This is a genomic window from Pseudomonas sp. GL_139_B (genome assembly GCF_057834475.1).
The window spans coordinates 1,588,924-1,615,286 of sequence record NZ_CM174403.1 but is presented as its reverse complement, the minus strand read 5'-3'; the positions used below and the strand labels follow the sequence as shown (position 1 = coordinate 1,615,286).

Annotated in this window: 26 protein-coding genes; 5 read left to right on the top strand and 21 right to left on the bottom strand. The window is 58.6% G+C overall.

Annotated elements, in window-relative coordinates; genetic code table 11:
• Positions 1 to 29: 29 nt before the first annotated feature.
• The 8 genes from AC3ISI_RS07375 to AC3ISI_RS07340 all read right to left on the bottom strand — a co-directional run bounded on the left by AC3ISI_RS07375 (position 30) and on the right by AC3ISI_RS07340 (position 7,949).
• A complete protein-coding gene (locus tag AC3ISI_RS07375; RefSeq protein ID WP_489336180.1) occupies positions 30 to 491 on the bottom strand; it encodes a translation initiation factor 2 in 462 nt (153 codons plus the stop codon).
• Positions 492 to 573: 82 nt separating this feature from the next.
• Entirely contained in the window at positions 574 to 2,013 is a 1,440-nt protein-coding gene (locus AC3ISI_RS07370; protein ID WP_123432724.1) for an aminotransferase-like domain-containing protein, read from the bottom strand.
• Positions 2,014 to 2,225: 212 nt separating this feature from the next.
• Positions 2,226 to 3,038, bottom strand: a complete 813-nt coding sequence (locus tag AC3ISI_RS07365; protein WP_489336178.1) for an OmpA family protein — start codon at positions 3,036 to 3,038, stop codon at positions 2,226 to 2,228.
• Positions 3,035 to 3,391: a DUF4398 domain-containing protein gene (locus tag AC3ISI_RS07360; RefSeq protein WP_489336177.1), complete on the bottom strand. Its 357-nt coding sequence runs from the start codon at positions 3,389 to 3,391 to the stop codon at positions 3,035 to 3,037. The genes AC3ISI_RS07365 and AC3ISI_RS07360 overlap by 4 nt, the downstream gene beginning before the upstream one ends.
• 9 nt (positions 3,392 to 3,400) lie before the next feature.
• Positions 3,401 to 4,228 carry a substrate-binding periplasmic protein gene (locus AC3ISI_RS07355; protein ID WP_489336175.1) on the bottom strand — a complete coding sequence of 276 codons (828 nt, stop codon included), beginning with the start codon at positions 4,226 to 4,228 and terminating at the stop codon, positions 3,401 to 3,403.
• A gap of 243 nt (positions 4,229 to 4,471) precedes the next feature.
• Positions 4,472 to 5,764 carry a group II intron reverse transcriptase/maturase gene (gene ltrA, locus AC3ISI_RS07350; protein ID WP_489334740.1) on the bottom strand — a complete coding sequence of 431 codons (1,293 nt, stop codon included), beginning with the start codon at positions 5,762 to 5,764 and terminating at the stop codon, positions 4,472 to 4,474.
• A gap of 505 nt (positions 5,765 to 6,269) precedes the next feature.
• Positions 6,270 to 7,199 (bottom strand): electron transfer flavoprotein subunit alpha/FixB family protein, encoded by a 930-nt coding sequence (locus AC3ISI_RS07345; protein ID WP_489336174.1) that lies wholly within the window; start codon positions 7,197 to 7,199, stop codon positions 6,270 to 6,272.
• Positions 7,200 to 7,949 carry an electron transfer flavoprotein subunit beta/FixA family protein gene (locus tag AC3ISI_RS07340; protein WP_007945693.1) on the bottom strand — a complete coding sequence of 250 codons (750 nt, stop codon included), beginning with the start codon at positions 7,947 to 7,949 and terminating at the stop codon, positions 7,200 to 7,202. It lies immediately after the preceding gene.
• Positions 7,950 to 8,499: 550 nt separating this feature from the next.
• Between AC3ISI_RS07340 and AC3ISI_RS07335 the strand changes: the two genes are divergently transcribed.
• Positions 8,500 to 10,164 carry an electron transfer flavoprotein-ubiquinone oxidoreductase gene (locus tag AC3ISI_RS07335; protein WP_489336173.1) on the top strand — a complete coding sequence of 555 codons (1,665 nt, stop codon included), beginning with the start codon at positions 8,500 to 8,502 and terminating at the stop codon, positions 10,162 to 10,164.
• 110 nt (positions 10,165 to 10,274) lie between these two features.
• On the opposite strand, the gene AC3ISI_RS07330 is transcribed toward AC3ISI_RS07335, so the two are convergent.
• The 6 genes from AC3ISI_RS07330 to AC3ISI_RS07305 form a co-directional block, all read right to left on the bottom strand.
• On the bottom strand, positions 10,275 to 11,078 hold the full coding sequence (locus AC3ISI_RS07330) for an IclR family transcriptional regulator (RefSeq protein ID WP_489336172.1): 804 nt from the start codon (positions 11,076 to 11,078) through the stop codon (positions 10,275 to 10,277).
• A 60-nt stretch (positions 11,079 to 11,138) separates the two neighbouring features.
• Positions 11,139 to 12,449, bottom strand: coding sequence for an MFS transporter (locus tag AC3ISI_RS07325; RefSeq protein ID WP_489336171.1), 1,311 nt, complete (start codon positions 12,447 to 12,449; stop codon positions 11,139 to 11,141).
• A gap of 190 nt (positions 12,450 to 12,639) precedes the next feature.
• Entirely contained in the window at positions 12,640 to 13,788 is a 1,149-nt protein-coding gene (dgoD, locus tag AC3ISI_RS07320) for a galactonate dehydratase (RefSeq protein ID WP_007903915.1), read from the bottom strand.
• A 45-nt stretch (positions 13,789 to 13,833) separates the two neighbouring features.
• Entirely contained in the window at positions 13,834 to 14,454 is a 621-nt protein-coding gene (locus tag AC3ISI_RS07315) for a 2-dehydro-3-deoxy-6-phosphogalactonate aldolase (protein ID WP_489336170.1), read from the bottom strand.
• A gap of 19 nt (positions 14,455 to 14,473) precedes the next feature.
• Complete coding sequence (locus tag AC3ISI_RS07310) at positions 14,474 to 15,466, bottom strand: 2-dehydro-3-deoxygalactonokinase (RefSeq protein ID WP_489336169.1); 993 nt, start codon at positions 15,464 to 15,466, stop codon at positions 14,474 to 14,476.
• A 155-nt stretch (positions 15,467 to 15,621) separates the two neighbouring features.
• Positions 15,622 to 16,104: a GNAT family N-acetyltransferase gene (locus tag AC3ISI_RS07305; protein WP_489336168.1), complete on the bottom strand. Its 483-nt coding sequence runs from the start codon at positions 16,102 to 16,104 to the stop codon at positions 15,622 to 15,624.
• 115 nt (positions 16,105 to 16,219) lie between these two features.
• Here AC3ISI_RS07305 and AC3ISI_RS07300 point away from each other — a divergent pair, with 115 nt between their 5' ends.
• The 4 genes from AC3ISI_RS07300 to AC3ISI_RS07285 all read left to right on the top strand — a co-directional run bounded on the left by AC3ISI_RS07300 (position 16,220) and on the right by AC3ISI_RS07285 (position 18,912).
• Complete coding sequence (locus AC3ISI_RS07300; protein ID WP_489336167.1) at positions 16,220 to 16,873, top strand: HD domain-containing protein; 654 nt, start codon at positions 16,220 to 16,222, stop codon at positions 16,871 to 16,873.
• A 112-nt stretch (positions 16,874 to 16,985) separates the two neighbouring features.
• Entirely contained in the window at positions 16,986 to 18,191 is a 1,206-nt protein-coding gene (locus AC3ISI_RS07295) for an MFS transporter (protein WP_489336166.1), read from the top strand.
• An 83-nt stretch (positions 18,192 to 18,274) separates the two neighbouring features.
• Positions 18,275 to 18,613, top strand: a complete 339-nt coding sequence (locus AC3ISI_RS07290) for a hypothetical protein (protein ID WP_489336165.1) — start codon at positions 18,275 to 18,277, stop codon at positions 18,611 to 18,613.
• A gap of 44 nt (positions 18,614 to 18,657) precedes the next feature.
• Positions 18,658 to 18,912: a hypothetical protein gene (locus tag AC3ISI_RS07285; protein WP_489336164.1), complete on the top strand. Its 255-nt coding sequence runs from the start codon at positions 18,658 to 18,660 to the stop codon at positions 18,910 to 18,912.
• 197 nt (positions 18,913 to 19,109) lie between these two features.
• Here the strand turns inward: AC3ISI_RS07285 and araH are convergent, their stop codons facing one another.
• From araH to AC3ISI_RS07250, 7 genes are all read right to left on the bottom strand, one after another.
• Positions 19,110 to 20,078 carry an L-arabinose ABC transporter permease AraH gene (araH, locus tag AC3ISI_RS07280; protein WP_489337645.1) on the bottom strand — a complete coding sequence of 323 codons (969 nt, stop codon included), beginning with the start codon at positions 20,076 to 20,078 and terminating at the stop codon, positions 19,110 to 19,112.
• Between the two features lie 12 nt (positions 20,079 to 20,090).
• Positions 20,091 to 21,635 (bottom strand): L-arabinose ABC transporter ATP-binding protein AraG, encoded by a 1,545-nt coding sequence (araG, locus tag AC3ISI_RS07275; protein ID WP_489336163.1) that lies wholly within the window; start codon positions 21,633 to 21,635, stop codon positions 20,091 to 20,093.
• Between the two features lie 64 nt (positions 21,636 to 21,699).
• The gene (locus AC3ISI_RS07270; RefSeq protein ID WP_489336162.1) at positions 21,700 to 22,704 is read right to left on the bottom strand and encodes a substrate-binding domain-containing protein; all 1,005 of its coding nucleotides are present in this window, start codon (positions 22,702 to 22,704) and stop codon (positions 21,700 to 21,702) included.
• A gap of 123 nt (positions 22,705 to 22,827) precedes the next feature.
• On the bottom strand, positions 22,828 to 23,646 hold the full coding sequence (locus AC3ISI_RS07265) for an SDR family oxidoreductase (RefSeq protein WP_489336161.1): 819 nt from the start codon (positions 23,644 to 23,646) through the stop codon (positions 22,828 to 22,830).
• 196 nt (positions 23,647 to 23,842) lie between these two features.
• A complete protein-coding gene (locus AC3ISI_RS07260; protein ID WP_489336160.1) occupies positions 23,843 to 24,718 on the bottom strand; it encodes an SMP-30/gluconolactonase/LRE family protein in 876 nt (291 codons plus the stop codon).
• A gap of 131 nt (positions 24,719 to 24,849) precedes the next feature.
• Positions 24,850 to 25,566, bottom strand: a complete 717-nt coding sequence (locus AC3ISI_RS07255) for a FadR/GntR family transcriptional regulator (protein WP_489336159.1) — start codon at positions 25,564 to 25,566, stop codon at positions 24,850 to 24,852.
• 231 nt (positions 25,567 to 25,797) lie between these two features.
• Entirely contained in the window at positions 25,798 to 26,358 is a 561-nt protein-coding gene (locus tag AC3ISI_RS07250) for a DUF1285 domain-containing protein (protein ID WP_489336158.1), read from the bottom strand.
• Positions 26,359 to 26,363: the final 5 nt, after the last annotated feature.

The window sequence follows — 26,363 nt, the reverse complement described above, 5'->3', positions numbered from 1 at the left end:
CTGGGCAGCGGGTCACGGACAGGATTGATTTACCGCTTGAACTCGAAATCCAACGCCGCGCCTTCGACTTCGCGACGCTCATCGTTGCGCAGTTGCAGCTGCATTTCATTATTGAGTAGTCGACCGTTGAGCTGAAACGGGCTGCTGCTGGTCTTTTCGCCAAACATGGGTGGTAGCAGCGCATCGTTTTGGGGCAACGGCACCGTACCGATCGGTTTCAGTTCTTGTGCCATTTGCGGGGGCAATTTCAAGTCAAGTTGGGCGGGCGGGAGTTGGGTTTTCACCACTTCGCTGGCCGCTTTTGACTTGGAGGCAGTGGGTGGACGCTTTTTCACCACCTTGACGGGCTCGGCTTTTTTGGCAGGCGCCGGTTCTTCCGCGGTTTCGCCGCTCGCCGGTTTTTCCTGACCAGCCGCCGCCATGACGCCTTCAGCGTGAACGGTCATCAACAGGCAAAAAAACAGGCAGACGGCAGGAAAAATTGCTTTCATGAACCTAACAGCAAAAAACGGCAGAGGGCCATATGCTCCCCTGTTGCACGCTACATGACAAGCACCGCAGTGAACGACCGGCTCAGAAGCCGCCGGCCGTCTCTTGGCAAAGTTGCGTGGCCAGCATCCCCAGGGTCATCAATGCACGTTCGGCTTCACGATTCCAGGGTGTGCCACAGTTCAGCCGAATACAGTGATTGAACTGCTCGGTATTACTGAAGATAAGCCCCGGCGCAATACTGATGCCCTGCTGCAACGCCCGCACGTGCAATTCTTGAGTGTTGACCCGCCCCGGCAAACTGACCCACAAAATGAAGCCGCCGGTTGGTCGGGTCATCTGTGTACCTTCAGGGAAATACTGCTGGACTGCCAGTTGGAAGGCGCTGAGGTTTTTGCGATATTCCTGGCGGATGTAGCGTAAGTGGCGGTCGTAACCACCGTTTTCCAGATAGGCCGCAATGCCCATTTGCGTGACGCTGCAGGCCGAATGGGTACTGAACGTCTGCAAGCGCTGGATTTCCTGCTGGTATTTGCCGGCAATCATCCAGCCGATCCGCACGCCCGGCGACAGGGTTTTGGAAAAACTTGAACAATAGATGACCCGATCCAGCCGATCATAGGCCTTGAGCGATTTGGTGCGCCCCTGCTCGAACATCAGCTCGCCGTAAATATCGTCTTCGACAATCTGGATATCAAAATCCGACGCCAGGCGCAGTAATTGCTTTTGCCGCTCCTCGGGCATGGTCCCGCCCAATGGATTGCTCAGGCGCGTGGTCAGCACCAGCGCCTTGATCGACCACTGATTGGCCGCCAGTTGCAGGGCTTCAAGGCTCATGCCGGTGGCCGGGTCACTCGGAATTTCGATCACTTTGAGACCGAGCAAGTCTGCCAATTGCAGCAGGCCATAATACGTCGGCGACTCGGCAGCGATCAGATCGCCTGGCCGGGTCAGTACACGCAGGGACATCTGCAACGCATCAACACAGCCGTGGGTGATGACCACTTCAGAGGGATCAACCACCACGCCAGCATCGCGCATGCGGATCGCCACTTGCCGGCGCAACGGTTCAAAACCGGGGCTGAACATGTAGCTGAACGCCCGCGGGCTATGGAAACGGGTGACTTTGGCCAATTGCTGATGCAGCGCCCGCACCGGCAGGTAATCGACGCTGGGCACTGCGGCGCCCAGCGGAAAAACACCTTCGCGGCGGGATTCGACCAACACCTGTTGAATGATGCTGCTACGCGTAACCAGCCCCGGACGCTCTACCCGAGCGATGTCCGGCGTCGGCGCGGTCAGGGCTGGCGTTTGGTGAACGTAGTAGCCCGATTGCGGCCGGGCCCGGATCAGCCCCTGGTCTTCGAGATTGGCATACGCCTGCAACACCGTCGCATGGCTGACGTTGAGCTGCGAGCTCATCTTGCGCACCGAAGGCACGCGCTCCCCCGGTTGATAGACACCACGGCGGATGTCTTCGGCCAGTTGTTGAGCAATACGTTGGTAGAGCAAGAGATTGGTCATGACGCAGCACTCGATTTCACGGGCATTTTATTTTTGTACGAAACAATACCGGAACAGTTTAGAAGTGTACGGGGACAGTTGCCACAATAGTCCACCGTACAGTGCAGTGTCAGCAAAATCTGTACTGCTTTTTGCCAAGAGCCCCTGACAATTGGCAGACGCAAAAAAACCCGGCGCTGTCTGGCAGGCCGGGTTTTCCAGAAACGCAGCCCTTAACGGACAGCGCCGAGCTGGCCTTTTTCGTCGGAGAACACAATTTCCACCCGACGGTTCTGCGCACGGCCGCGCTCGGAAGCGTTCACGTCCACCGGGTATTCATCGCCGTAACCTTCGACCTGAATGCGTTTGTCATCAATGCCCAAGTCCATCAAGACGTCGGCTACCGATTGCGCACGGTCACGCGACAGTTTGAGGTTGTCGTGTTTGCCGCCGGTACTGTCGGTGTAGCCCTCGATCCGTACCACACGCTTCGGATTGAGCTGCAGAAACTGAACAACCTTCAGCACCACACGGTTCGCCGAGTTTTTCAGCTCGGCTTCACCCGTATCGAACAACACATCCCCCAATGTCATCACCAGCCCCCGGTCGGTCTGGGTGGTCGCCAACGCGGCAATCTGTTCTTCGAGCCATTTGCCCTGCTGCTGAACGCTGAGCAGTTTGGATTCGCGCAGCTCCAATTGCAGACGCTGACGTTCCAGTTCGAGCTTCGCAGCACGCTCTTCGTTGAGCACTTGATTGGTGTGTTCACGGGCGATTTCGCTGTAGCGCTGGCTCAGGTAGGCGTAATGCGTCACATCCGAACCGCTGCCCCAATAGCTGGACAAACGATCCGCCCGGGCCAGGGATTCACCGGCGCGGATCACGTCTTTGGGCGCGATACGCAGCACATTGGAATCTTCCTTGACCTTCTGGAAGTCGGCTCCTGCTTCCTGCAAAGCAGTTTCACTGTGTTGACCGGCGCAGCCATACAGGCAGGCGAAACCGGCGAGGATCAAGCTACTGAGCACTGTTGACTTGAGGCTCATTGGGCATCTCCCAGTTGCTTGCGCAGACGAGTGATGCGGGTATTGAGCACGTTCAGTTGCTCCTCGCTCTTGAGCGTCAGCACCTTGGCTTCGGCCAGACGCGCGTCCAGTTCGGCCTGCTCGGCCCGCATGCGCGCACGTTTGTAGGACTGATCGGTCATGTTGCTTTGGGCACGAGCGAGTTTTTCTTCGGCCAGTTTCATTTCCGGCATGTCGTCGGCGGTGGCACCTACAGCTTTGGCTTGTACGAGGGCCTGTTCGGTCAGGCGAATCTGTTCATTCGGCGCCGGATCGGCTGCACAACCCGCCAGAGCCAGAACGGCCAGGGCAGCGAAAAGAGGTCGAATACTCACTAAAAATCCCTACTGTTTTGGGGTACTGACAGGTTGTTGCTGTTGCTGCGTTTTCCAACGCTCGATATTGCGTTGCAACGCAGCGTCCGTCAGTCCTGAGGCGGGCAATTCTGTCATCTTTTTGGCCAGCTGTCCGCGCAACCACGGATCGTTGCAGGCGGAGTTATGCGAAAGCGCGAGGTACAGACCGGGCTTGTCGATCGGTTGCGGGTGGGCGACCAGGTCGTTGGCCATGCTCAGCGTCTGCGCGACCGCCGTGCCTGAATAATGTCCGGCGAGGACAAATTCCACCTCACTCAGGAGCAATTTCTGAAAGGCCTGGGTCAGGTTGGGCGTACGGATGAGGGTCAATTGATGCTCGGCAAAAGTGCCAAATGCCGGGGTCATACGAGACTTTTCCGACAACGCGCCGGGGTGACCGTGAAGGTCCTGAGCTTCGTTGTAGATCAATGTCGAATTCTTGCGGGTCCAAACCAGGTAGTCGTTTTCCAGCAGCGGCGGATGAATGTAATCCAGGGTCTCCAGTTCGCTGATAGTCAATGATGCATCGGCCAACATGTCCATGCGCCCGCTGCGCACTTCGTCCAGCGCCTGGGAGCGTTTGCCGGCATAGAGCAACTCGACCTTGACGCCCAACTCCCCCGCCACGTGCTGCAACAGATCAGCACTGGCACCGATCAGGTGTTTAGGATTTTGCGGGTCTTGCCACAGGTACGGCGGTGCGTCCGGGCTGCCGGTCACGATCAGTCGCTCGCACTTGCCCGATGCATTGGCCAGCGTCGGCAACATCGTCAACCCCAGCAGAAATAACCAGCCGTACACACGACGCAGATCCATGGCAACACTCTCCACTAAAACCCTGTTATATCGCCTGTAGGAGCTGTCGAGTGAAACGAGGCTGCGATCTTTTGATCTTCCGCTTGGGATTCGAGCGGACCTGAAAATTCGCAGCCTCGTTTCACTCGACAGCTCCTACAACAGCGCCTATAGAAATCGGCATAGGGGGCAGCCTTCATAGGCCGCTCCCCTGCCACACCACCCGGCATGCGGGTCCGCACCGGGCGGTTCGAGAGATTGAGGTTATGAGAGTCGCACCAGTCCCAGCCTGTCGAACCACGCCAAATCCAACACTCGATTCAGCTCAAATCGGCTGTTACGCCACCAGCTATGCGAGTTGGCCGCCACTTTCCGGGCCGATTGGCTGCTGGCTCCCAACGTCCGCAGTTCGCGGTAGATCGTCGGTCCACGCCTCCATTGCTTAAGCTGGATCGCTCGCAGTCGGTGTCGTATCCATTCATCCAGCTCTCGCCAGATTTTCGGTGTTTGCGACAACCCAAAATAAGTTTTCCAGCCCAAGAGATAAGGGCGTAGATTCTCCACAACTTGTCGCATACTGCGACCGCCTGAGCGACGGGTGAGCTCGCGTATCCGTTGCTTGAACTGCTTGCGCGCCTTGACCGCTACCGCTCTTTTGACGCCTTGTGGAGATGCCCAGAAGGCGTAGCCCAGAAACTTGCGACCATACGCACTCGCCACCGCACTCTTGCTCTCGTTGACGCTCAAGTGCAGCTTGTCATACACACGCTTCAGCAAGGCCATCACCCGCTGCCCTGCCTTGCGACTACGGACATACACATTCGCATCGTCGGCATAGCGCACGAAACAATGACCTCGACGCTCAAGCTCCCGATCCACTTCGTCCAACAGCACATTCGCCAACAACGGCGACAGCGGGCCACCTTGCGGCGCCCCGCAGCGGCTTTTCTCGACCACGCCATTGATCAGCGTTCCTGCATCCAGATACGCCCGAATCAGCCGGATAACCGCCCGATCCGCAATCCGCTTGCGTAAACGATCCATCAAAATGTCGTGGTCGACCCGGTCAAAGAACTTCTCCAGATCCACATCCACCACCACTTTTCGGCCCGAAGACACGTGGCGCTGAGCTGCCAACACGGCGTCTTGCGCGCAGCGTCCCGGGCGAAAGCCGTAGCTGTGTTCACTGAACGTCGGATCGAGTAATGGCTGCAGGACTTGTAGCAGCGCTTGTTGGATCAAACGGTCGGTGACCGTCGGGATACCCAACTCGCGTTGACCGCCGTCAGGTTTGGGAATGACCACACGTCGTACCGGACTGGGCCGGTAGACACCTGAGAGAAGCTGTTCACGAATCGCTGCCCACTGGGTTAACAAGTGTTCGGCAGTCCGTTCAATATCCAGACCATCGACTCCCGCTGCCCCTTTGTTGGCCTTGACCCGCTTCCATGCCCGCTTCAGGTTTTCTCTCGCAAAGGCCCGTTCCAGTAGCCCTTGCCCTGCGTTGTCGGTTTCATCTTGCGGGCGATTGACCTCGTCACTGACGGAGCTTCTCACGGCTTCACCGCTCGCAGTCTCGATCCGCCCCGCGTTTGGCAGGCATCTGACTTCCGGTCGTTCGCATCAACATGGCCTATAACGCTTTCTCTCGTTCGGCCCTTCGTCAAAAAAAAAAGACTACTACGGCCTCTGCTGACTTCTCGCTCCGGCTGGCGCCGTCGCCCTTTCAGGCACGAGGCGAGATCTCCCCAGGTAAGAACGCAATCCTTCCCCGCACAACCGCCGGATTTACGCAGCCTGATCTTTGACCACAAGAGCTTCGCGATTTTTGGCTCGCTCGCCCTGATCGGCTTCGCCTTGTATCCGGTTCTTGTCCATCGGCTCACGGCTTCGATTCACGCTTCCTCCCCACACTCGGTCACCCTCATGCAGTTGCGCTTCACTTCGTTCGCTGTGGTCAGCTTACGGCGGGACTTTCACCCACAAGATTGCGCCCATGCTGGGCGCACGAAAAAAAAAGCCCGACCAAAAGGTCGGGCTCTTTATAAGTCAGGCCGCTGGATTAGACCAGCTTCTCGAACTCGGGGATGGCTTCGAACAGGTCTGCCACCAGGCCGTAATCGGCCACCTGGAAGATCGGCGCTTCTTCGTCCTTGTTGATCGCAACGATCACTTTGGAGTCTTTCATGCCGGCCAGGTGCTGGATCGCGCCGGAGATACCGACCGCGATGTACAGCTGTGGAGCAACGATCTTGCCGGTCTGACCGACCTGCATGTCGTTGGGTACAAAACCTGCGTCGACCGCAGCGCGGGATGCACCGACGGCAGCGCCCAGCTTGTCAGCCAGGGCGTACAGGTGTTTGAAGTTGTCGCCATTCTGCATGCCGCGACCGCCGGAAACGACGATCTTGGCAGCGGTCAGTTCCGGACGATCGGACTTGGCCAATTCTTCGCCGACGAAGCTGGAAGTGCCAGCATCGTGGGCAGCGGCAACCGCTTCAACAGCGGCCGAACCACCTTCAGCAGCCACCGGGTCGAAACCGGTAGCACGCACGGTGATCACTTTGACCGCAGCGTTCGACTGAACGGTAGCGATGGCGTTACCGGCGTAGATCGGACGCTTGAAGGTGTCAGCGCTTTCAACCGAGATGATCTCGGAGATCTGGTCAACGTCCAGCTGCGCAGCAACGCGCGGCAGGATGTTTTTGCCGTTGGAAGTAGCAGCAGCCAGGATGTGGCTGTAACCTTTGCCCAACTCGGCAACCAGCGGGGCAACGTTTTCCGGCAGTTGGTGAGCGTAGGCGGCGTTGTCGGCCACCAGCACTTTAGACACGCCAGCGATTTTCGCAGCGGCTTCAGCCACGGCGCCAACGCCCTGACCTGCAACCAGAACGTGGATATCACCACCGATTTTGGCGGCAGCAGCCACGGTATTCAGCGTGGCCGGGGCCACTACTTTGTTGTCATGTTCTGCAATAACCAAGATAGTCATTTAGATTACCTTCGCTTCGTTTTTCAGTTTCTCGACCAGTTCAGCCACCGACTTGACCTTGATACCCGCGCTGCGTGCAGCAGGCGCTTCGACTTTCACGGTCTTGTTGGTAGAGGCGGTGGAAACGCCCAAAGCGTCCGGAGTCAGCACTTCGAGAGGCTTCTTCTTGGCTTTCATGATGTTTGGCAGGGACGCGTAGCGCGGCTCGTTCAAACGCAGGTCGGTGGTGACGATGGCCGGCAGTTTCAGGGAAACTGTCTGCGCGCCGCCGTCGACTTCGCGAGTCACGGCAACGCTGTCGCCGCTGATTTCAACTTTGGACGCGAACGTGCCCTGACCGTAGCCGCTCAATGCAGCGAGCATCTGGCCAGTCTGGTTGTTGTCGCTGTCGATGGCTTGTTTGCCAAGGATCACCAGCTGAGGCTGTTCCTTGTCCACAACAGCTTTCAACAGTTTGGCAACAGCCAGCGAAGTCAGGTCTTCGGCGGATTCGACGAGGATGGCGCGGTCGGCACCCAGAGCCAGCGCGGTGCGCAGTTGCTCTTGAGCGGTGGACGGGCCGACGGAGACGACGACGATTTCAGTCGCAACACCTTTCTCTTTCAGGCGTACGGCTTCTTCCACTGCGATTTCGCAGAACGGGTTCATCGACATCTTGACGTTGGCGAGGTCGACGCCGGAATTGTCCGCCTTGACGCGAACCTTGACGTTGTAATCAACAACGCGTTTGACAGCTACAAGAACCTTCATGGATTCCTCGTTACTCTCCGGTGAAAAGAAAGTCGCCTAGGCGAACTTGGCGGTTGATGCTCATCGGGCGCAAGGGCACCTCTAAAAACGCAGCGAATTAGTGTCAAGTGACCATCGCTCACAATGATGATGACCATTCGTCAGTGGTGACTGAAGAGTCATTCTTTATCGTGGCGTGTAAACTGAGCGCCATACGTGCGCAGCGCATCACCTTGTACTGCCATCGCCCTGTCTTTAGAGGTGCTCTTGAATCCAACAGTGTGCCTACGGCGAGCGCAAAACCGCCCGTATCTTGACCGGAACGCCTATTCCGGTCAATACGGTAAAATGGCCGTTCGTAAGCCGCGTGACTTTGATTTCTCTGGCTTTGAGCCAATTCAAACAAACGTTTGTATTGGACGCTAGGAGTGGTGTAGATATAATGCGCCACCCAGAGAGAAAGGTGGGCAATCGATTGTCCTGTTCCGCGCTCGCGCAGGGATTCATGGATGCGACACCAAACCTCCAAAATTAGAAAAAAAACTGTTGAGCCTTGAGTAGGAGATAACCTGTGGAACGCGAATACATGGAATTCGACGTCGTCATCGTCGGTGCCGGCCCCGCTGGTCTTTCCGCTGCCTGCCGCTTAAAGCAGAAGGCTGCTGAAGCCGGTAAGGAAATCAGCGTCTGCGTGGTCGAAAAAGGCTCCGAAGTCGGTGCTCACATCCTGTCTGGTGCCGTGTTCGAACCACGCGCCCTGAACGAATTGTTCCCGGACTGGAAAGAACTCGGCGCCCCGCTGAACACGCCAGTCACCCGCGATGACATCTTCGTTCTGAAAAACGCAGAGAGCGCGCAAAAAATTCCTGACCTCTTTGTGCCCAAGACCATGCACAACGAAGGCAACTACATCATCTCCCTGGGCAACCTGTGCCGCTGGCTCGCTCAGCAGGCCGAGAACCTGGGCGTAGAAATCTACCCCGGCTTCGCCGCTCAGGAAGCGCTGATCGACGAGAACGGCGTGGTTCGCGGGATCATCACCGGTGACCTGGGTGTTGATCGCGAAGGCAATCCGAAAGAAGGCCTGTACACCCCCGGCATGGAACTGCGTGGCAAATACACGCTGTTCGCCGAAGGCTGCCGTGGCCACATCGGCAAGCAGCTGATCAAGCGTTTCAACCTCGACAGCGAAGCCGACGCCCAGCACTACGGCATCGGCCTGAAAGAAATCTGGGAAATCGACCCGGCCAAGCATCAGCCAGGCCTGGTGGTTCACACCGCCGGCTGGCCGCTGGACATCATGGGCACCGAGAACACCGGTGGCTCCTTCCTCTATCACCTGGAAAACAACCAGGTGGTGGTTGGCCTGATCGTCGATCTCTCCTACAGCAACACTTACCTGTCGCCGTTCGACGAGTTCCAGCGTCTCAAGCACCACCCGGTGCTCAAGCAGTACCTGGAAGGCGGCAAACGCATCAGCTATGGCGCTCGCGCCATCTGCAAAGGCGGCCTGAACTCGCTGCCTAAAATGGTCTTCAAGGGCGGCGCGCTGATCGGTTGCGACCTCGGCACCTTGAACTTCGCCAAGATCAAAGGCAGCCACACCGCGATGAAGTCCGGCATGCTCGCCGCTGAATCCGTGGCCGAAGCGCTGTTCGCCGAGAAAGACGGCACCGAAGAGCTGACAACTTACGTCGACGCGTTCAAGAAAAGCTGGCTCTACGACGAACTGTTCGCCAGCCGCAACTTCGGCCCGGCGATCCACAAGTTCGGCGCGATCGTTGGCGGTGGTTTCAACTGGCTGGACCAGAACATCTTCGGCGGCAAACTGCCGTTCACCTTGCATGACACCAAGCCGGACTACGCCTGCCTCAAGCTGGCCGCCGACTGCAAGAAGATCGACTACCCGAAACCGGACGGCAAGATCAGCTTCGACAAACTCAGCTCGGTGTTCATCTCCGGTACCAACCACGAAGAAGAACAGCCTTGCCACTTGAAGCTGGCCGACCCAAGCATCCCGATCAGCAAAAACCTGCCGCTGTACGATGAGCCTGCCCAGCGTTACTGCCCGGCCGGCGTGTACGAAGTGATCACCAAGGAAGACGGCGAGAAGCGCTTCCAGATCAACGCCCAGAACTGCGTTCACTGCAAGACCTGCGACATCAAGGACCCTGCACAGAACATCACCTGGGTGACGCCGGAAGGTGCTGGCGGCCCGACTTACCCGAACATGTAAGTCGAACGCCTGAACATCAAGGCTCCCGATTGGGGGCCTTTTTGTTGTCTGCCATTCAATCCACAACACCGCTCAACTAATGTAGGAGCCGGCTCCTACAGGGTGATGTGTCAGACCTTCAGGCCTAACTCCGCCGACAGCCGAGCCGTGACCCCTTTGATCAGGGGAATCAGCTCGGCCATTTTTTCCAGCGGCATGTACGGCACGGTACTGGCGATGCTGATGCCGGCGACAATGCGCTTGCTGGCATCACGAATCGGCGCCGCCACACAACGGATCGACGGTTCGTTGTCTTCCAGATCAAAGGCGAAGCCGCCCGCTACGTACTCAACCATGCGCTGCTGAAACTGCTCCCAGGATTGCTCCGGGTGCTGCGGCCAAAACAGATTTTTCCCACCCGCCGGCAAGCTGATTTCGTACAAACGCTGCCACTCTTCCTGAGTGTCATCCAGCATCAATGCCTTGCCGATTCCGGTGCGTGCCAACGGCATGCGATGGCCGACCCGCGAACGCATTTCCGGGCCATTGCGCCCCGGATTCTTGTGCAGGTACAGCACTTCGTCGCCTTCACGAATTGCCAGGTGAATAGTGTCGCCGGTCAACGCCGACAGCTCATCCAGATACGGCCCGGCCAAGGTCACCAGCGGTAACTCTTCTCGCGCCTGGAAACCCAACTCGATCAGCTTCGGCCCCAACAGGTAGCCGACCTGCGGCACCACACGCAGGTAACGCTCGTCCACCAGGCAACTGGCCAGACGATGGGTGGTGCTGCGCGTCGTGCCGATCAGCCGGGCGATTTCCTTGAGGTCGCGGGCGCCGCTGGCCACGGCCTGAACCACACCCAGACCACGAAGCAGTGTCTGGGTGCCCGTCGGGGCGGCGTCCTTGGCGATTTTTGGGGCGTCTTCCTGCATATCCAGCCTTTACCGTTGAGCGAGTGAACGGGCGGCATTATGGTCGCCCGATGCCTGCGACTACAACTTGATACGCTCGACTTTGCCCACCAGCAAGATGTAGGAAAGTGCCCCAATCAATGCCAGAACCGAGATGTAGGTAATCGCCGGGGCAAACGAATCACCGGAGGCCAGGAAACCGATGACAATCGGCGTGGTGATCGCCGACAGATTGCCGATGAAGTTGAACACTCCGCCGGTCAGCCCCAACAATCTCGCCGGTGCCAAGGTGGAAACCAGCGACCAGGTGATCGACGCCAGCCCGTTGCCGAAAAACGCCAACGCCAGGAAGGCAATCACCAACGGCGTCGACTCGACGAAGTTGGCGCCGATGATCGAGGTGGAAATCAGCAGGCCGCCAATGATCGGCAACTTGCGAGCGAAGCCCACTGTGTAACCGCGACGGATCAGGAAGTCGGAGAAGAACCCCGAACACAGCACACCGATGAAGGCGGCGAGAAATGGCAGCGACGCCAGCAGACCGGACTTGATGAAGTCCATGCCGCGATACTTCACCAGGTAGGTAGGGAACCACGTCAGGAAAAACCACAGCGTCGAGTTGAGGCAGAACTGGCCGAGGTAGATGCCCCACAGTTTGCGTTTAGTCAGGACAATCCCGAGGTCGATCCAGCTGAATTTCGCTTTGACTTTGGCTTGTTCGGCCTGGATATCCACCAACCCGCCGCCCTCGCGGATCAGGTCGATTTCAGCGTCGTTGGCGCCTTTGAAATCCCGGGGTTCGCGGTACACCGCGTACCAGATCACCGCCCATAGAATCCCCACCGCGCCGGTGCTGACAAACACCATGTGCCAGCCAAATTCATGCTGCAACCACGCGAGTACCGGTGTCAGGAATGCCAGGCCTACAAATTGCCCGGAGGTGTAGAAACCGATGGCCGTGGCGCGTTCACGCTCGGGAAACCAGGTGGTGACCACACGGCTGTTTATCGGGTAGGCCGGCGCTTCCAGGGCTCCGACCGCCATGCGCAAGACGAACAGCGCGATGAAACTGCCGGCGAAACCGAGCATGACCGTGGCGATCGACCACAGCAGTAAGGCCACGCTATAGAGGATGCGCGGTGGCACACGGTCCACCAGCCAGCCGCCGGGGATCTGCATGGCGGCGTAGGTCCAGCCGAACGCCGAGAAGATCAGCCCGACGTGGATCGGATCGATGCCCAATTCGCTGGTCAGCGCCGGGGCTGCGATGGACAGGTTGCTGCGGTCCAGATAGTTGATCACCACCGTGATGAACAGCAGGACCATGATGAAAAATCGCTTGCGACTGGGCGTCACCAACGACGCGTGCCCGGCGAGGGTTTGCGGTTGCATGAGGAGTGCCTCTTTTTATGTTTATTGAGGTCAATGTGAAACGCAGATCTCGCTAACCATGGAGATCAAACTGTGGGAGCGAGCCTGCTCGCGAAAGCGTTCTGGCAGTCACATCAAGGTTGGATGTGCCGCCGTCTTCGCGAGCAGGCTCGCTCCCACAGGGGTTATGTGTTGTTGAGTCGGATAGCTCTTACCACTCAGCAAAACTGCCATCGGCATGGCGCCAGATCGGGTTGCGCCAGCGGTGGCCGACCGCCGCGCGTTCGATCACGTATTCCTCGTTGATCTCGATGCCCAGTCCCGGGCCATTGGGGATCTTCACGAAGCCTTTGTCGTAGTCGAACACCCGCGGATCTTTCACGTAATCGAGCAAGTCATTGCTCTCGTTGTAGTGGATGCCCAGGCTCTGTTCCTGGATAAACGCGTTGTAGCAAACCGCGTCCAGTTGCAGGCACGCAGCCAGGGCGATCGGCCCCAGCGGGCAATGCAACGCCAGCGCCACGTCGTAGGCTTCAGCCATGTTGGCGATCTTGCGGGTTTCAGTGATGCCACCGGCGTGCGAGGCATCCGGCTGGATGATGTCGACGTAACCCTCGCTCAGCACACGCTTGAAATCCCAGCGCGAGAACAGCCGCTCACCAAGGGCAATCGGGGTACTGGTCAGCGGCGCCAGTTCCTTCAGCGCCTCGTAGTTTTCGCTGAGTACCGGCTCTTCGATAAACATCAGTTTGTACGGATCAAGTTCCTTCATCAGCACCTTGGCCATGGGCTTGTGCACCCGGCCATGGAAGTCGACGCCGATGCCGACGTTCGGCCCGACTGCGTCACGCACGGCGGCGACGTTGGCCAGGGCCAGGTCGACTTTCTCGAAGGAATCGAGAAATTGCAGTTCTTCGGTGCCGTTCATTTTCACCGCAGTAAAACCACGGGAGACCGCTTCTTTTGCCGCGCGAGCGGTGTCTGCCGGCCGGTCGCCGCCGATCCACGAATACACGCGGATTTTGTCGCGCACCTGACCGCCCAGCAAATCACTGACCGACACGCCCAGGGCCTTGCCCTTGATGTCCCATAGCGCCTGGTCGATACCGGCCAGCGCGCTCATGTGGATCGCGCCGCCCCGGTAGAAGCCGCCGCGATAGAGCACGGTCCAGATGTCTTCGATGTTGCGTGGGTCTTTGCCGATCAGGTAGTCGGACAATTCTTCAACGGCAGCCGCCACCGTGTGGGCGCGCCCCTCAACCACAGGCTCGCCCCAACCGGTCACGCCCTCGTCGGTTTCGACCTTGAGGAAGCACCAGCGCGGCGGAACGATGAAGGTGGTCAGTTTGGTGATTTTCATTTTCTTCTCTCTTATTAGAGGCAGCGCTCACAGCGCCAAAAAGTCTTAGCGAAGGGCTTTCCAGGCAGCCACGTAGGCCTTGGCGTTGACAGCCACGTCCTCTGGGGTCATTCCCGGTTTGAACAATCCGGAGCCGAGACCGAAACCTTTGACGCCCGCGTCGATAAACACCTGCATGTTGTCCGGCGTGATCCCGCCGACCGGCGCCAGGATGGTTCCGGCCGGCAATACTGCGAGCCAGGCTTTGACGACCGCCGGTCCCATCTGCTCGGCGGGGAACATCTTCAGCACGTCCGCGCCTTCGGCCAGTGCGGCGAACGCTTCGGTCGGTGTGGCAACACCTGGCGACAGGAACAACCCCGCCGCTTTCGCTGCGCGCAGCACTTTCGGATCGCTGTGCGGCATGACGATGACTTGTCCACCGGCGGCTTTCACCTGCTCGACCTGCTCCGGTGTCAGCACCGTGCCGGCGCCAATCAGGCAATCGGCGGGCAGGGTGCTGCGCAGGATGCGGATACTGTCGTACGGCTCGGGGGAATTGAGCGGCACTTCGATGACGCGAAATCCGGCGGCGTACAGGACTTCGCCGATGGCTGCCGCCTCTTCCGGTCGCAGGCCACGCAGGATCGCGATCAGGCCGTTTTGCGCCAGGGCGTGTTTGAGCATGTCAGATCTCCAGTCAGGTTTAACGGGATGGGTTGCAAGTGATCAGTCCGGCGGCGAGCGCCAACTGCCACAATCCGCGCTCGGTGGCTTGTTCAGTCAACGTCACCCGGGCAAAACCGCAGGCATCAAGCGCCCGGCTGTAGCGGGCACAGAGTTGGGCATTACCGATGAGGATGATCGAAGGCAGGTGCACGCTATTGCGCCGACGTCGCTGGGCGGTGGCCAGCGCTGACAGCTCATGACCGATCAACAGCCCCGACAAATAATCCGCCTGGGCCATGGCGCTCAGATCACCGGTCAGTCCGAGGCTACGGGCACTGAACACGGTCGACAGCGGGCCGATCTCGCCGTCCCCCGACAAGGCCACTTGCACCCCACGATCAAAAGCCTGCCCATCGAAGGGCGCGCCCTGTTGCTGGGTTCGCCCCAGAATGCTGTGCTCGCTGAGCACGGCGAAGATTTCGCCGGTCATGAAGGTATCGAAATGCACGATGCAGCCGTCGGCCACTTCCACCCATTTCGAATGACTGCCCGGCAAGCCGATCAGCAGATCGTTGCCCGCCTCGCCCTGAAGATTCTGCAGAACGCCCAACACCTGGGTTTCTTCGCCGCGCATGACGTTCGGCAACGGCGAGCGCTGAATCACCCCTGGCACGATGTGCACATCGACACCGCGAAGGCTGCGAACCGTTTGTAGGGAAGTTCCGAGAGTGGCGACGTTCGCCGGCGTATCGCGGTAGGCCGCTTCACGCCAGCCCTGGGCGCTGCCGACCATGCCACAGGCGATCACCGGCAAATCCGGCTGCGCATCGAGCCAGTCACCGCAGGCCTCATCGAAGGCCAGTTCAAAACCGTCAGTGCATGCATGACCATTAATGATTCGCGGCGTCTTGGGCAGCTGCATGATCCCCGCCGATAACGAACGTTGTTCAAGCACCAGGCCATCCGCGGCGAGTTTGTAAGCACGTAATGAGGTTGTCCCCCAATCGAGCGCGATCAATTGCGCCAGCATCGCTTCACCTGTTCTGTTTTATTGGCAGTGAGTGAGCGGAACTATAAACCCGGAAGCGACACAATCTCAATATATAAATATCACTCCCATATAATGGGATTAACGCAAAAAAATCGCAGCCTTAGCTGCGATCTTTTAACTGGTAACACAGTCGATCAATTGCCCTCGGCAAACTCGCGCAATACCTTCCCATCCATCCGATACCGCACCCACTCTTCCTGTGGCTGCGCGCCCAATGATTTATAGAACTCGATCGCCGGCTTGTTCCAGTCCAGCACGCTCCATTCAAAACGCCCGCAATCATTGGCACAGGCGATTTTCGCCAGGTGGCGGAGCAAGGTTTTACCCGCGCCTCCACCGCGTTGCTCGGGGGTGATGTAGAGGTCTTCGAGGTACAGGCAGTTGCTGCCGAGCCAGGTGGAATAGCTGAAGAAGAACACCGCGAAACCAATTGGCTGGCTGTCGCGCAGACAGATCAGGCCGTGAGCGGTGGCGCCTTCGCTGAACAGGCTGCGCTCAATGTCGGCGACACTGGCGATGACTTCATGGCGGGCACGTTCGTAGTCGGCCAGTTCAGTGATGAACCCGAGGATTTGCGGTGCATCGCTGGGGGTCGCCGGGCGGATCTCGATCGTCATGGGGACGTGCCTTCGTCAAAGGTTGAAAACGCCATACTAAGTTGCCACGCTGCGTCCGTCACATGGGAAATTAATCCTGTTTCATGGACCGCGCTTTCACATTCAAAGGAAGGTTATGACCACCAACGCTTTCGTCCCCCTGCAAAACCTCGCGGCTCAATTGCTGTCCCACGCACTGGAACCCTCAGAGGACGGTGCTCACGACCTGTCGCACTTGCAGCGGGTCTGGCACAACGTGCGCACGATTCATGCGCAAGAAGGTGGCGAGCTTGAGGTGCTGCTGGCAGCGGTGCTGTTGCATGATTGCGTGGCGGTGGAGAAGAACTCGCCATTGCGTTCGCAGGCGTCTCGACTGGCCGCCGAAAAAGCGTCCGGCGTGTTGGCCGACCTACATTGGCCGAACGAAAGAATCAGCGCAGCAGCCCACGCTATAGAAGCACACAGCTTTTCCGCCAACGTCACCCCCACCACGCTCGAAGCGAAAATCATGCAGGACGCCGACCGCCTCGACTCCCTCGGTATGCTCGGTGTAGCGCGCACGTTCTACGTAGCCGGGCGCATGGGCAGCTCGTTGTACGACTCCCTCGACCCAGAGGCGAAGAACCGCGACTACGACGACAAACGCTTTTGCCTCGATCATTTCCAGACCAAGCTGCTGAACCTGGCGGACGGTTTCCAGACCGCCACCGGTCGACGCCTGGCGCAGATCAGGCATGAGCGTCTGAAAAGATTCATGGAGCAGTTCAAGGAAGAGATCGGCGTCTGCTGAAGGCAATACTCCGGCCAGCGCTAATCCTGAAATCGCTAACCCAGGACCTAACATCGGCGCGATGCGTGATAGATATCAGACGTTCATTTCTATCGGCTCAAGGAACCGCGTCATGTCCAGCGCTACACCCCCAGTCTCCCGCCGGTTGTTCGGCCTGTTTTGCCTTGCCAGCTATTTGCTGTCGCTGTCCTATGGTTCGACTTTTTTGCTGTCGTTGCTGATCGGCTCACGCGGTGGCAATGAACACGATGCCGGCAGTGTGATTTCGGCGGCCATGCTCAGCACGTTCGCGGCGGTGATCGTCTCGGGGCATTTGTCTGATTGGCTCGGCGCCGCGCGTTCAGTTGCATTGTTCGGCGTCTTGCTGGTGGCGGCCAGCCTCGGCTTCGCCTTGACTCCGGGCTTCGGCAATCTGTTGCTGTTTTTTGGACTGATGCTGGGGCTGGGTTGGGGCGTGTTCTACACCCTCGGGCCGATTATTGTGGCCAGCCTGGTGACACCGGCCCAACGCGCCAAATACTTTGCATTGCTGTCGGGCAGCATGATGACCGGAATCGGCAGCGGCCCGTTACTGGGCCGCGCTGCCAGCGCCCTCGGCTATCCGCTAACCGCCGCGTTTTACCTCGCCGCAATGGCCAGCCTGATTGGCGTTTTACTGTTCTGGCGACTGGATGCACAGCTCAAGACAACGCCCGCGCCCTCCACCTCGGTCGCGCGAATTTCCTGGCGCGCAACGGTTCAGGTACTGTCGTCCCGGGCCGTGTTCCCGATCGTCATGGTCGGTCTCGGTGGCTGCGTGTTTGGCGGTCTGTCGAGCTTCCAGACCAGTTATGCCGCATCCCGCTCGCTGGATTACTCGTTGTTCTTTTTTGGTTTCATGGGCGCGGCGATCAGCAGCCGCATGCTGATCGCCGGCATCGTAGTCAAACGTGACCCGTTCCGCGCATCCTGCCTGTTGTCGGGTCTGATGATGGGGTCGATAGTGCTGTTTGGTTTCGTGGTCGACAGCGGGGTCAGCTATGTACTGGCGGCCATGATGCTCGGGGTCGGATACGGGCTGACCTATTCAGTGATCAACGGCCTGGCGGCCAACGAAGCGCCGCACGGCACAACCTCGCAAGCCTTGCTGTTGTTCAGCCTCTCCTACTTTATCGGTGTGTTTGGGTTTCCCTTGCTGGCAGGGAAAATCATCGTCGAACAAGGGATGCCGGCGCTGCTGTTGACTGTGCTGGCCGTGGCTTTTCTGAACTGGCTGATCACCGTGGGGCGACTGATCTGGCGTCGCGTCGCTCCAGTAAAAGTGGTGCAACAGACCTAGACCGTTCGTCATTCATCAGGCACCAATCCAAACGGGAAGAGGACCAACATCAGGTAGAGACTCTATTAAACGGAGACGATGCCATGTTCATGTCCAGGTTGACCGCCCTCGCTCTCGCCACACTGCTGCCCTTCGCCGCGTTCGCCGCCACACTCGCTGAAGGTACGGGCCCGACCAACCCGGTCGAGGGTCCGAAAGCGCCCGCCATCCAGAGCGCACCCGGCATGGACACTAACGGCACCGGTGTCGACAGCAGCCTGCCGTCCACTACAGGCACTGACCCTCGGACTCAGGGCAACGACGCCGGCCGCCAAGGCGGACTGAACCTGCCCGACACCCAGACAACCGACAACACCGGCATCGGCATCGGCTCGAAAACCACCACCGGTGGTTCGGGCTCCGAGGGCAGCACCAATCAATAGCTCGCCCACGCGAGCGACCTCCCCACATACATCAAGAGGTCCGCATGAACGACGATAAAAACCTGGAAAAAGAAGTCCTGATCCGCCTGTTGCATGCCCACCCGAGTGGCTTGGGCAAAGAGGTTCTGGACAATTATCGAGGGGAGAAAGTTGTGGCCAGTACCCTCGCCGCTTTACAGGACCGGGGGCTGATTCAACACGGCCATGTGTGCTGCAATGAAGCTGGGGAACACACGGTGAATCTGCCGATCAAACTGAGTGCTGCCGGTGTTGAGGCGGCTCGCAAACTGGATTGTTGAACACCCTCGGTAAAATTCAGGATTGTTGTTGAATTGACTGACCCCATCGCGAGCAGGCTCGCTCCCACAGGGGGATTTGCGATCGACATAGATCCACTGTGGGAGCGAGCCTGCTCGCGATGGCGTTGGCAAATCCAACACTAATGCGTTAGACCCACCGCTTTCGCGTGCAGGCCCGCCCTAACAGTAACGGGGTATCAGCGCTGTTTCAGGCGGTCAATGACGACTGCAAGCAACAGAATCGAACCACGAATCACGTACTGATAAAACGTGTCGATGTTCTTCAGGTTCATCGCATTCTCAATAATCGCCAATATCAGCACCCCGGCAATCACGTGCCGAATCATACCGATCCCACCACTCAACGACACACCGCCCAACACACAGGCCGAGATCACAGTCAGCTCAAAACCCTGGCCAATCATCGGCTGCCCGGAGGTCATGCGCGACGCCAGAATCACCCCGGCCAGCGCAGCAATCACGCCATGTACGGCAAAGATGATGATCTTGGTCCGGTCAACGTTGACCCCGGCCAGCAATGCCGCTTCCTGGTTGCCGCCGATGGCCATGGTATTGCGCCCATAGGTGGTGTAATTCAGCAGCCAACCGAAAAACAGGAAGCAGACAATGGTGATCAGAATCGGCACGGGCACGCCAAACAACTGGCCGTTACCGAAGACGAAGAATTGCTCCTGCGACACGCCGACCGCTTTGCCGTTGGCAAAGATATAAGCCAGACCGCGAACGATCTGCATGGTCGCCAGTGTGGTAATCAACGCATTGACCCGCAGCTTGGCAATCACGATCCCGTTGATCAGCCCGACAATCAATCCCATCACCAGCGCGGCACTCACGCCGAGGAACACGCTGTCGGTGTCGCGCATCACCACCGCCGCGACCACGCCGGCACAGGCGATTACCGAGCCCACCGATAAGTCAAAGTGCCCGGACGCCAGGCAATACAACATGGTGCACGCGGCGATCCCGGTAGTGGAAATCGCCAACCCCAGGCCGCGCATGTTCAGTGGCGAGAGGAAGTTGTCGATCAGCAACGTGCAGAGCACGAAGATCCCGACCGCCGCCAACAGCATCACCCAGTCATCGAGAAAGCGCCGCAGGTCCAGAGGTTTGCGCTGGGTAGGCAGAGCGTTGTTTTGGGTTGTCATCATAGTCACCTCTCAGTTCGCCACGCCGTCAGCGCGTTGGCGCGGCAAAGCCAGTTGCAGCAGGTTGGATTCATTGGCTTCGGCGCGAGACAACTCGCCGCGCATCGCGCCTTCGCAGAGCACCAGAATGCGGTCGGAAATACCCATCACTTCCATCAGGTCGCTGGACACCACAATCACCGCGATGCCGCTTTCGGCCAGGTTATGGATGATCTGGTAAATCTCGGCCTTGGCTCCGATGTCGATGCCGCGGGTCGGTTCGTCGAGCAACAGGACTTTCATCGGCATCGACAGCCAACGACCGAGAATGGCCTTCTGTTGATTACCGCCGGACAGGTACATGATTTTCTGCTCGGCGCTGGGCGTCTTCACTTTCAGCGCCTTGATATGTTTTTCGGCGTTGCCCTTTTCCCACAGGCCACGCAACAGGCAGCCGAAGGTGGAGTGGGCGCCGCGTGCGCTGATGTTGATGTTCTCGGCGACACTGCCAAGCGGAATGATGCCCTCCTTCTTGCGGTCCTCGGGGCACAGCAAAATCCCGGCCGCAATCGCATCACGAGGTGAGCGCAGTTTCAGTTCATGGCCGCGTAATTCCAGGCGTCCGGCGCTGTTGCGCTCCAAGCCGCTGAGCAGACGGAACAACTCTGTGCGCCCGGCACCGACCAGGCCGAACAACCCCAGGATCTCGCCTTTGTGCGCCTCGAAACTCACCGGCTCGCGCAAGCCCGGGCCGAGTAGGCCATCGACTTTCAGCGCGACCGCGCCGCGCTGGCGAGGACGGTAATCGTAGATGTCCTGAATGTCGCGACCGACCATGCATGTCACCAATTGGTCGTGGGTCAGTTCATTCATGTCCTCGAATGTGCGCACGTAACGACCGTCCTTGAACACCGTCACCGCATTGCAGATGCGGAACACTTCTTCCATGCGATGAGAGACATAGAGCACCACTTTGCCTTCGTCACGCAGGCGTCCGATGATCGCCATCAAGCGGTCGATCTCGCGGGCCGACAGACTGCTGGTCGGTTCGTCGAACGCAATGACGTGTGCGCCACGGGACAGCGCCTTGGCGATTTCCACCAGTTGCCGCTGGCCGAGGGACAGGCGCCCGACTTTTTCTTGCGGGTCGATTTCATCGGCCAGGCCTTTAAGACAAGCCAATGCCTGTTGGCGCAAAGTACCGCGATTGATCAGGCCGAAACTGGCCGGCAGGTGCCCGAGAAACAAGTTCTCTGCCACGGTCATTTCGGGCACCAGGTGCAACTCTTGATGGATCACCGCAACGCGGCTGGCGATGCTATCGGCGGTGGACTTGAACGCCATCGTCTGCTCGCCGATTTGCAAGTTGCCGCTGCTGGGCGTGTAAGCGCCGCCGAGGATTTTCAGCAGTGTGGATTTGCCGGCGCCATTCTCGCCCATCAAGGCATGAACCTGCCCCGGATGCGCTACGAAGCTGATGCCATCCAGCGCCTTCACCCCGGGAAAGGTCTTGCCGATCCCGTTGAAGCGCAGGCTGCCGCCAACGCGGTGTTCGTGTGTCTGTACGTGCGCGTGCATAAAACCACCTCTTTACAGGTCAGGCAGCCCCGTCGCCGGGGCTACCGTTGAAATCAACCGCGCCTCAGTTCCACAGGCCGATCTTTTCCAGTTCCTGCTTGAAGTTGTCGCGCGTGATCAGCGTCACGTCGTCCATCGCGGTGTATTTCGCCGGTTCAGTGCCAGTGGTGACCCACTCGTACATCATGCTGGCGGTGTTGTAGCCCTCGATGTGGGGGCTAGGCAGCATCGAGCCAAAGAAACCGCTGTGGGCCTTCTTCAGTTCGCCGATGGCGTCGGTGCCATTGATGCCGATCCCAATGACATTGGCAGCAGCGAAACCGGCGCTTTCAGTAGCGCGCACGCCGCCGAGTACAGTGTTGTCGTTCATGCCGCCGATGATCAGGTTTTTCGCCGAGCCCGGCAGTTTAACCAGCGCCGAGTTGGTGGCGTCCATACTGCCCGGTACGTCGAGGGTTTTCAGTGCCGAGAACAGGATGTGGTCTTTGGGCATGCCGGCGTCTTCCAGCGACTTGACCGAACCGTCGGTGCGTTTTTTACCAGTGTCGAGTTCGTTGAAGGTGTTGATCACAGCGTAAGTGTCTTTCCAGTCCCAGCCCCGTTTCTTCGCTTCGGTGGCCATGGCGCTGCCTTGCTTCTGCCCGACTTCGAACGCGGCCATGCCGAGGTATGGAACGTCTTCCATGAACTTGCCGCTGGCATCGACAAAGCGGTCATCGACGGCGATCACTTTCAAACCATTCAGCTTGGCTTTGGCCATGATCGCAGGGCCCAGGGACACGTCGGGCGGGCAGATCACGAAGCCCTTGGCACCGTTGGCGGCGAGGCTGTCGATGGCCGAAAGGGTTTTCTCGCCATCCGGCACAGCGATTTTGATGAGAGTGAAGCCTTTCTCTTTCCCGGCCTTTTCGGCGAATGCCCATTCGGTCTGGAACCAGGGCTCCTCCGCTTGCTTGACCAGAAAACCGATTTTCACTTCCTCGGCCGCCAGCAGCGTACTGCTCAGGCTAACCGCGGTGACCGCCAAAGCGGCACAGCACAGGGAACGGATCCCGCGACGACGATTCATAAGCTGACTCCTTTGTTATTTTTTTTGAGCGTTATTTGATGCCGGTGCAAACGATGAAGCCAATAGTCATATCGTATGATGATTGTATTCCAGACGGAGTTCCGCGCCTGAAAGCCGTTTTGTTCAGTCGTGATACATCACTGAGCGCCCACCATCGATGGTGATGCACGAGGCATTGATGAACGGCGCTTCATCACTGGCCAGGAATACGGCGGTCATGGCTACTTCCATCGGCTGACCGATGCGACGCGGCGGATGCAAGTCAAACGCGCGCTGACGCTCGGCCTGCGGGTCGGCAAAACCGTTCCAGTAATCCACGTTCAATTGGGTTTCGATGTAGCCCGGTGCGATGGCATTGACACGAATGCCCTTGGGCGCGTATTCGATGCCAAGTGCACGGGTCAGGCCGAGTAAACCGTGCTTGGCCACCGGGTACGGGAAGCAGCCCGGGATAATGTGGGAGGAATGGGTCGACGCAATGTTGATAATGCTGCCGATGCCCTGCTCGATCATTTGCGGCAATACCGCCTTGCAACCGAACCAGGCGCCGTCGAGGTCGATGGCAAAACAGCGACGCCAATCTTCTTCAGTCATTTCCAGTGGATCACAGAACACGTTGACCCCGGCGCAGTTGACCAGTACGTCGATCCGGCCGTGCAGGTCGATCGCCAGTCTGGCCATGGCGTGCAGGTCTTGCTGGCGCGATACGTCAGCCTTGATCGCCACCACGTTGGCGCCTTGTTCGCGCCAATGTGCCGCGACTTTCTCGACTTTTTCCGCCTGGATGTCGCTGATGACCAGCTTGGCTTGCTGTGCTGCGAACGTCGCGACGATGGCTTCGCCGATGCCCTGAGCGGCGCCGGTCAGCAGCACCACTTTGTTTTTCAGACGCTCGCCCTTGGGCGGCTCGGGTACAGGTGGCAAGGAAAGAGATTCAGGCATGAATCAACGCTCCTTTTTGCAGGCCCGACAAAAACCGGGCATCTGTCGATATCCGGTCAAAAAGCTGTTTGGAAAATCGCTGCATCACTTCACCTGTTTTGTTTTTTTAAGTGTGAGTGCGTGTAACTGATGGCCGACTATAAACCCGCCCACTAAAAAATCTCAATATATAATTTTGCATCCCATATTTTGGGATTCAACCAGCAAAACGTGTACAGGGCTTTCCAGTCACATCCACTCGAATCGATAACACCGCGCCATCCAGCGGATGGTTAAGCGGGCTCGCAGCACTGGTGATGTACAGGGTTTTCAGGTCTTCGCCGCCGAACACGCAACTGGTGGGACGGCTGACGGGCAGTTCGATGATTCGATCAACCTGACCGTCCGGGGTGAGCCGGAGCAAACAGCTGCCGTCCCAGCGGGCGTTCCACACGTAACCTTCGGCGTCCATGGCAGAGCCATCGGGAACGCCGCGTTTATCGGGACCGAACCAGACGCAAGCGGTGTCGAGATTGCCGTCGGCATGGATGTAATGCCGGTACAGCGTGGCGTCGAGGCTGTCGGCGAAAAACAGCGTCGTCGCGTCATCACTCCATAGCAGCGTGTTGGGGATCCCCAGTCCTCGAAGCAGCGGCGTCACCCGCGCGTTACGGTCGATTCGAAACAGGCCACCGGAGCGACGAGTAACAGGCAGGTCTTCACCGTTTTCGCCGATGTTGTTTTGCATGGTGCCGAGCCAGAGCCGGCCCTGCGCATCGCAACGGGCTTCATTGGGGCGATTGCCGGGTTGCGGGTCGGCTACACAGAGCAAGGTCAGGCGCGGCTCAAGACCCGGTGACTCGAGGTCCAGTCGATAGACGCCACTGCTCAATGCGACCAGCGCATCACCGCTTTCGCAGGGGATGAATGCGGAGATATGTTCCGGCATTTCCCAGATCTCGACGTTGGCGCCGATCAGCCGAAGCGCTTGTTTGCCGGCGATATCAACCCAGTACAACGCCTGCGTGGGCACGTCCCAGAACGGGCCTTCGCCAAGCCGCGCGCGGTGTTGGGTCAGCGCATTCAACGTCATGAAACCTCCATCGTTTTTGTTGTTTTTTTGTGGGAGCGAGCCTGCTCGCGATAGCGGTGTGCCTGTGACATCAATGTCGGATGTGCTGACGCCTTCGCGAGCAAGCTCGCTCTTACAGGGGTTTTTTATGTTCAGCCGGCTTTTTTGTCGGCCATGACTTGTGGGTAGTAACGCTTGATCGCCAGGTCTGCGTTATCGATCAGGGTCATGCAGGCCCACACCCCGCGTGCGGCGTCGCGGGCGGCGATGGCGTCGGCCATGTCTTTGTGAATTGGCAGCGTACGACGCAGCTCGTCAGGGTCGGCGGCGGAGACCTCGAACGAAACCGCTAGCAGCGCGCCCAGGGCCGGGACCATTTGCTCAATGAACTGATTGTGGCTGGCGGCGAGAATGCATTCGTGAAAAATCTGGTCGGCACGGTTGTAATCGACACCGCTTTCCACGGCCCGTTCCAGCGCGTTATAGGCCAGAAGCACGGCCTGCACTTGCTCGACCGTCGCCCGCTCACAGGCCCAACGCACGGCCATGGGTTCGATGGTGCGGCGCAGGTCGAGCAAATCGTCGACGAAGTTTTCCGGCAAACCGCTGCGTGACAGCCAGCCAACGACTTGTGGATCGAAGAGGTTCCAGCGGCGCACTGGCAACACCCGCGTGCCAACTTTCGGCCCGACTTCGAGCATGCCTTTGGCGACCAGGGTTTTGATGGCTTCGCGGATGACCGTGCGACTGACACCGAGCTGTTCGCCCAAGTCGGCTTCGACCTTGAGCGTTTCGCCAGGCTTCACCTGACCAGCGGCAATCCAGCAACCCAGCCAATCAACGGTCGATGCATGAAAGCTGCTGGACATGGAAACCTCGAAGCAGGGACGGCAAAAAGCCGTTCGCGATGGAGGCCTACGCTAATCATCATATGATTGGGTGTCAATTGGATTTTCTATGAGATTCAGCGGCAGTCACATACCACTGGAGGAACGGCGGTGCGACGATTCGATTTGCCCGCGAAGGCGGTATAACAGGCAACATTGAAGTTGAATGTTAACTCCCCTTCGCGGGCAAGCCCGCTCCTGCAGTGTTGTGTATTAAGGTTCGAGCCCGATAGGGAAGAACTCGCCACCGCTCCACACACCAAGCCATCGATGCCCGCCGATTTCACGGGTCACAGCCAGCTCAACCAATTGGTAGAACACGTTGCGATGGATCAGTGCTTCTAGGTTGGTGCGCACGTGGACATAGGGCGCAGGCTCTTGAGTGACCGGATCGATCACCACACGAATCGGGTGCTCCGCGCCGGCCTCGGTAGTTTCATCAACGTTGGTGGTGAACCGCAGAAGCTGAGCTTCACCCTCGCCTTCCACATCCACGGTGATCGCCACAAACGGCACATCATCGACCTTGATGCCAACCTTCTCGACCGGCGTGATCAGAAAATAGTCATCGCCATCGCGGCGAATGATGGTGGAGAACAGTTTGACCATCGGCTTGCGCCCGATCGGCGTGCCCAGGTAATACCAGGTGCCGTCGCGGGCGATGCGCATATCGATGTCGCCACAGAAATCCGGGTTCCACAGGTGAACCGGCGGCAAGCCTTTGGTTTTGGGGATCTGCCCCAACAAATCGTTGGCTTTTTGCGGGTCACTCATTGCGT

Bases quoted from the DNA above. Each gene is read 5' to 3' on its own strand.
- AC3ISI_RS07340 (WP_007945693.1), bottom strand. From the start codon at position 7,949: ATGAAGGTTCTTGTAGCTGTCAAACGCGTTGTTGATTACAACGTCAAG.
- AC3ISI_RS07365 (WP_489336178.1), bottom strand. From the start codon at position 3,038: ATGAGCCTCAAGTCAACAGTGCTCAGTAGCTTGATCCTCGCCGGTTTC.
- AC3ISI_RS07305 (WP_489336168.1), bottom strand. From the start codon at position 16,104: ATGACGATCGAGATCCGCCCGGCGACCCCCAGCGATGCACCGCAAATC.
- dgoD (WP_007903915.1), bottom strand. From the start codon at position 13,788: ATGAAAATCACCAAACTGACCACCTTCATCGTTCCGCCGCGCTGGTGC.
- araG (WP_489336163.1), bottom strand. From the start codon at position 21,635: ATGCACGCGCACGTACAGACACACGAACACCGCGTTGGCGGCAGCCTG.
- AC3ISI_RS07325 (WP_489336171.1), bottom strand. From the start codon at position 12,449: ATGCAACCGCAAACCCTCGCCGGGCACGCGTCGTTGGTGACGCCCAGT.
- AC3ISI_RS07345 (WP_489336174.1), bottom strand. From the start codon at position 7,199: ATGACTATCTTGGTTATTGCAGAACATGACAACAAAGTAGTGGCCCCG.
- AC3ISI_RS07260 (WP_489336160.1), bottom strand. From the start codon at position 24,718: ATGACGTTGAATGCGCTGACCCAACACCGCGCGCGGCTTGGCGAAGGC.
- AC3ISI_RS07250 (WP_489336158.1), bottom strand. From the start codon at position 26,358: ATGAGTGACCCGCAAAAAGCCAACGATTTGTTGGGGCAGATCCCCAAA.
- AC3ISI_RS07270 (WP_489336162.1), bottom strand. From the start codon at position 22,704: ATGAATCGTCGTCGCGGGATCCGTTCCCTGTGCTGTGCCGCTTTGGCG.
- AC3ISI_RS07370 (WP_123432724.1), bottom strand. From the start codon at position 2,013: ATGACCAATCTCTTGCTCTACCAACGTATTGCTCAACAACTGGCCGAA.
- AC3ISI_RS07295 (WP_489336166.1), top strand. From the start codon at position 16,986: ATGTCCAGCGCTACACCCCCAGTCTCCCGCCGGTTGTTCGGCCTGTTT.
- AC3ISI_RS07330 (WP_489336172.1), bottom strand. From the start codon at position 11,078: ATGCAGGAAGACGCCCCAAAAATCGCCAAGGACGCCGCCCCGACGGGC.
- AC3ISI_RS07375 (WP_489336180.1), bottom strand. From the start codon at position 491: ATGAAAGCAATTTTTCCTGCCGTCTGCCTGTTTTTTTGCCTGTTGATG.
- AC3ISI_RS07355 (WP_489336175.1), bottom strand. From the start codon at position 4,228: ATGGATCTGCGTCGTGTGTACGGCTGGTTATTTCTGCTGGGGTTGACG.
- AC3ISI_RS07265 (WP_489336161.1), bottom strand. From the start codon at position 23,646: ATGCCTGAATCTCTTTCCTTGCCACCTGTACCCGAGCCGCCCAAGGGC.
- AC3ISI_RS07315 (WP_489336170.1), bottom strand. From the start codon at position 14,454: ATGCTCAAACACGCCCTGGCGCAAAACGGCCTGATCGCGATCCTGCGT.
- AC3ISI_RS07300 (WP_489336167.1), top strand. From the start codon at position 16,220: ATGACCACCAACGCTTTCGTCCCCCTGCAAAACCTCGCGGCTCAATTG.
- AC3ISI_RS07255 (WP_489336159.1), bottom strand. From the start codon at position 25,566: ATGTCCAGCAGCTTTCATGCATCGACCGTTGATTGGCTGGGTTGCTGG.
- AC3ISI_RS07310 (WP_489336169.1), bottom strand. From the start codon at position 15,466: ATGCTGGCGCAATTGATCGCGCTCGATTGGGGGACAACCTCATTACGT.
- AC3ISI_RS07285 (WP_489336164.1), top strand. From the start codon at position 18,658: ATGAACGACGATAAAAACCTGGAAAAAGAAGTCCTGATCCGCCTGTTG.
- AC3ISI_RS07290 (WP_489336165.1), top strand. From the start codon at position 18,275: ATGTTCATGTCCAGGTTGACCGCCCTCGCTCTCGCCACACTGCTGCCC.
- araH (WP_489337645.1), bottom strand. From the start codon at position 20,078: ATGACAACCCAAAACAACGCTCTGCCTACCCAGCGCAAACCTCTGGAC.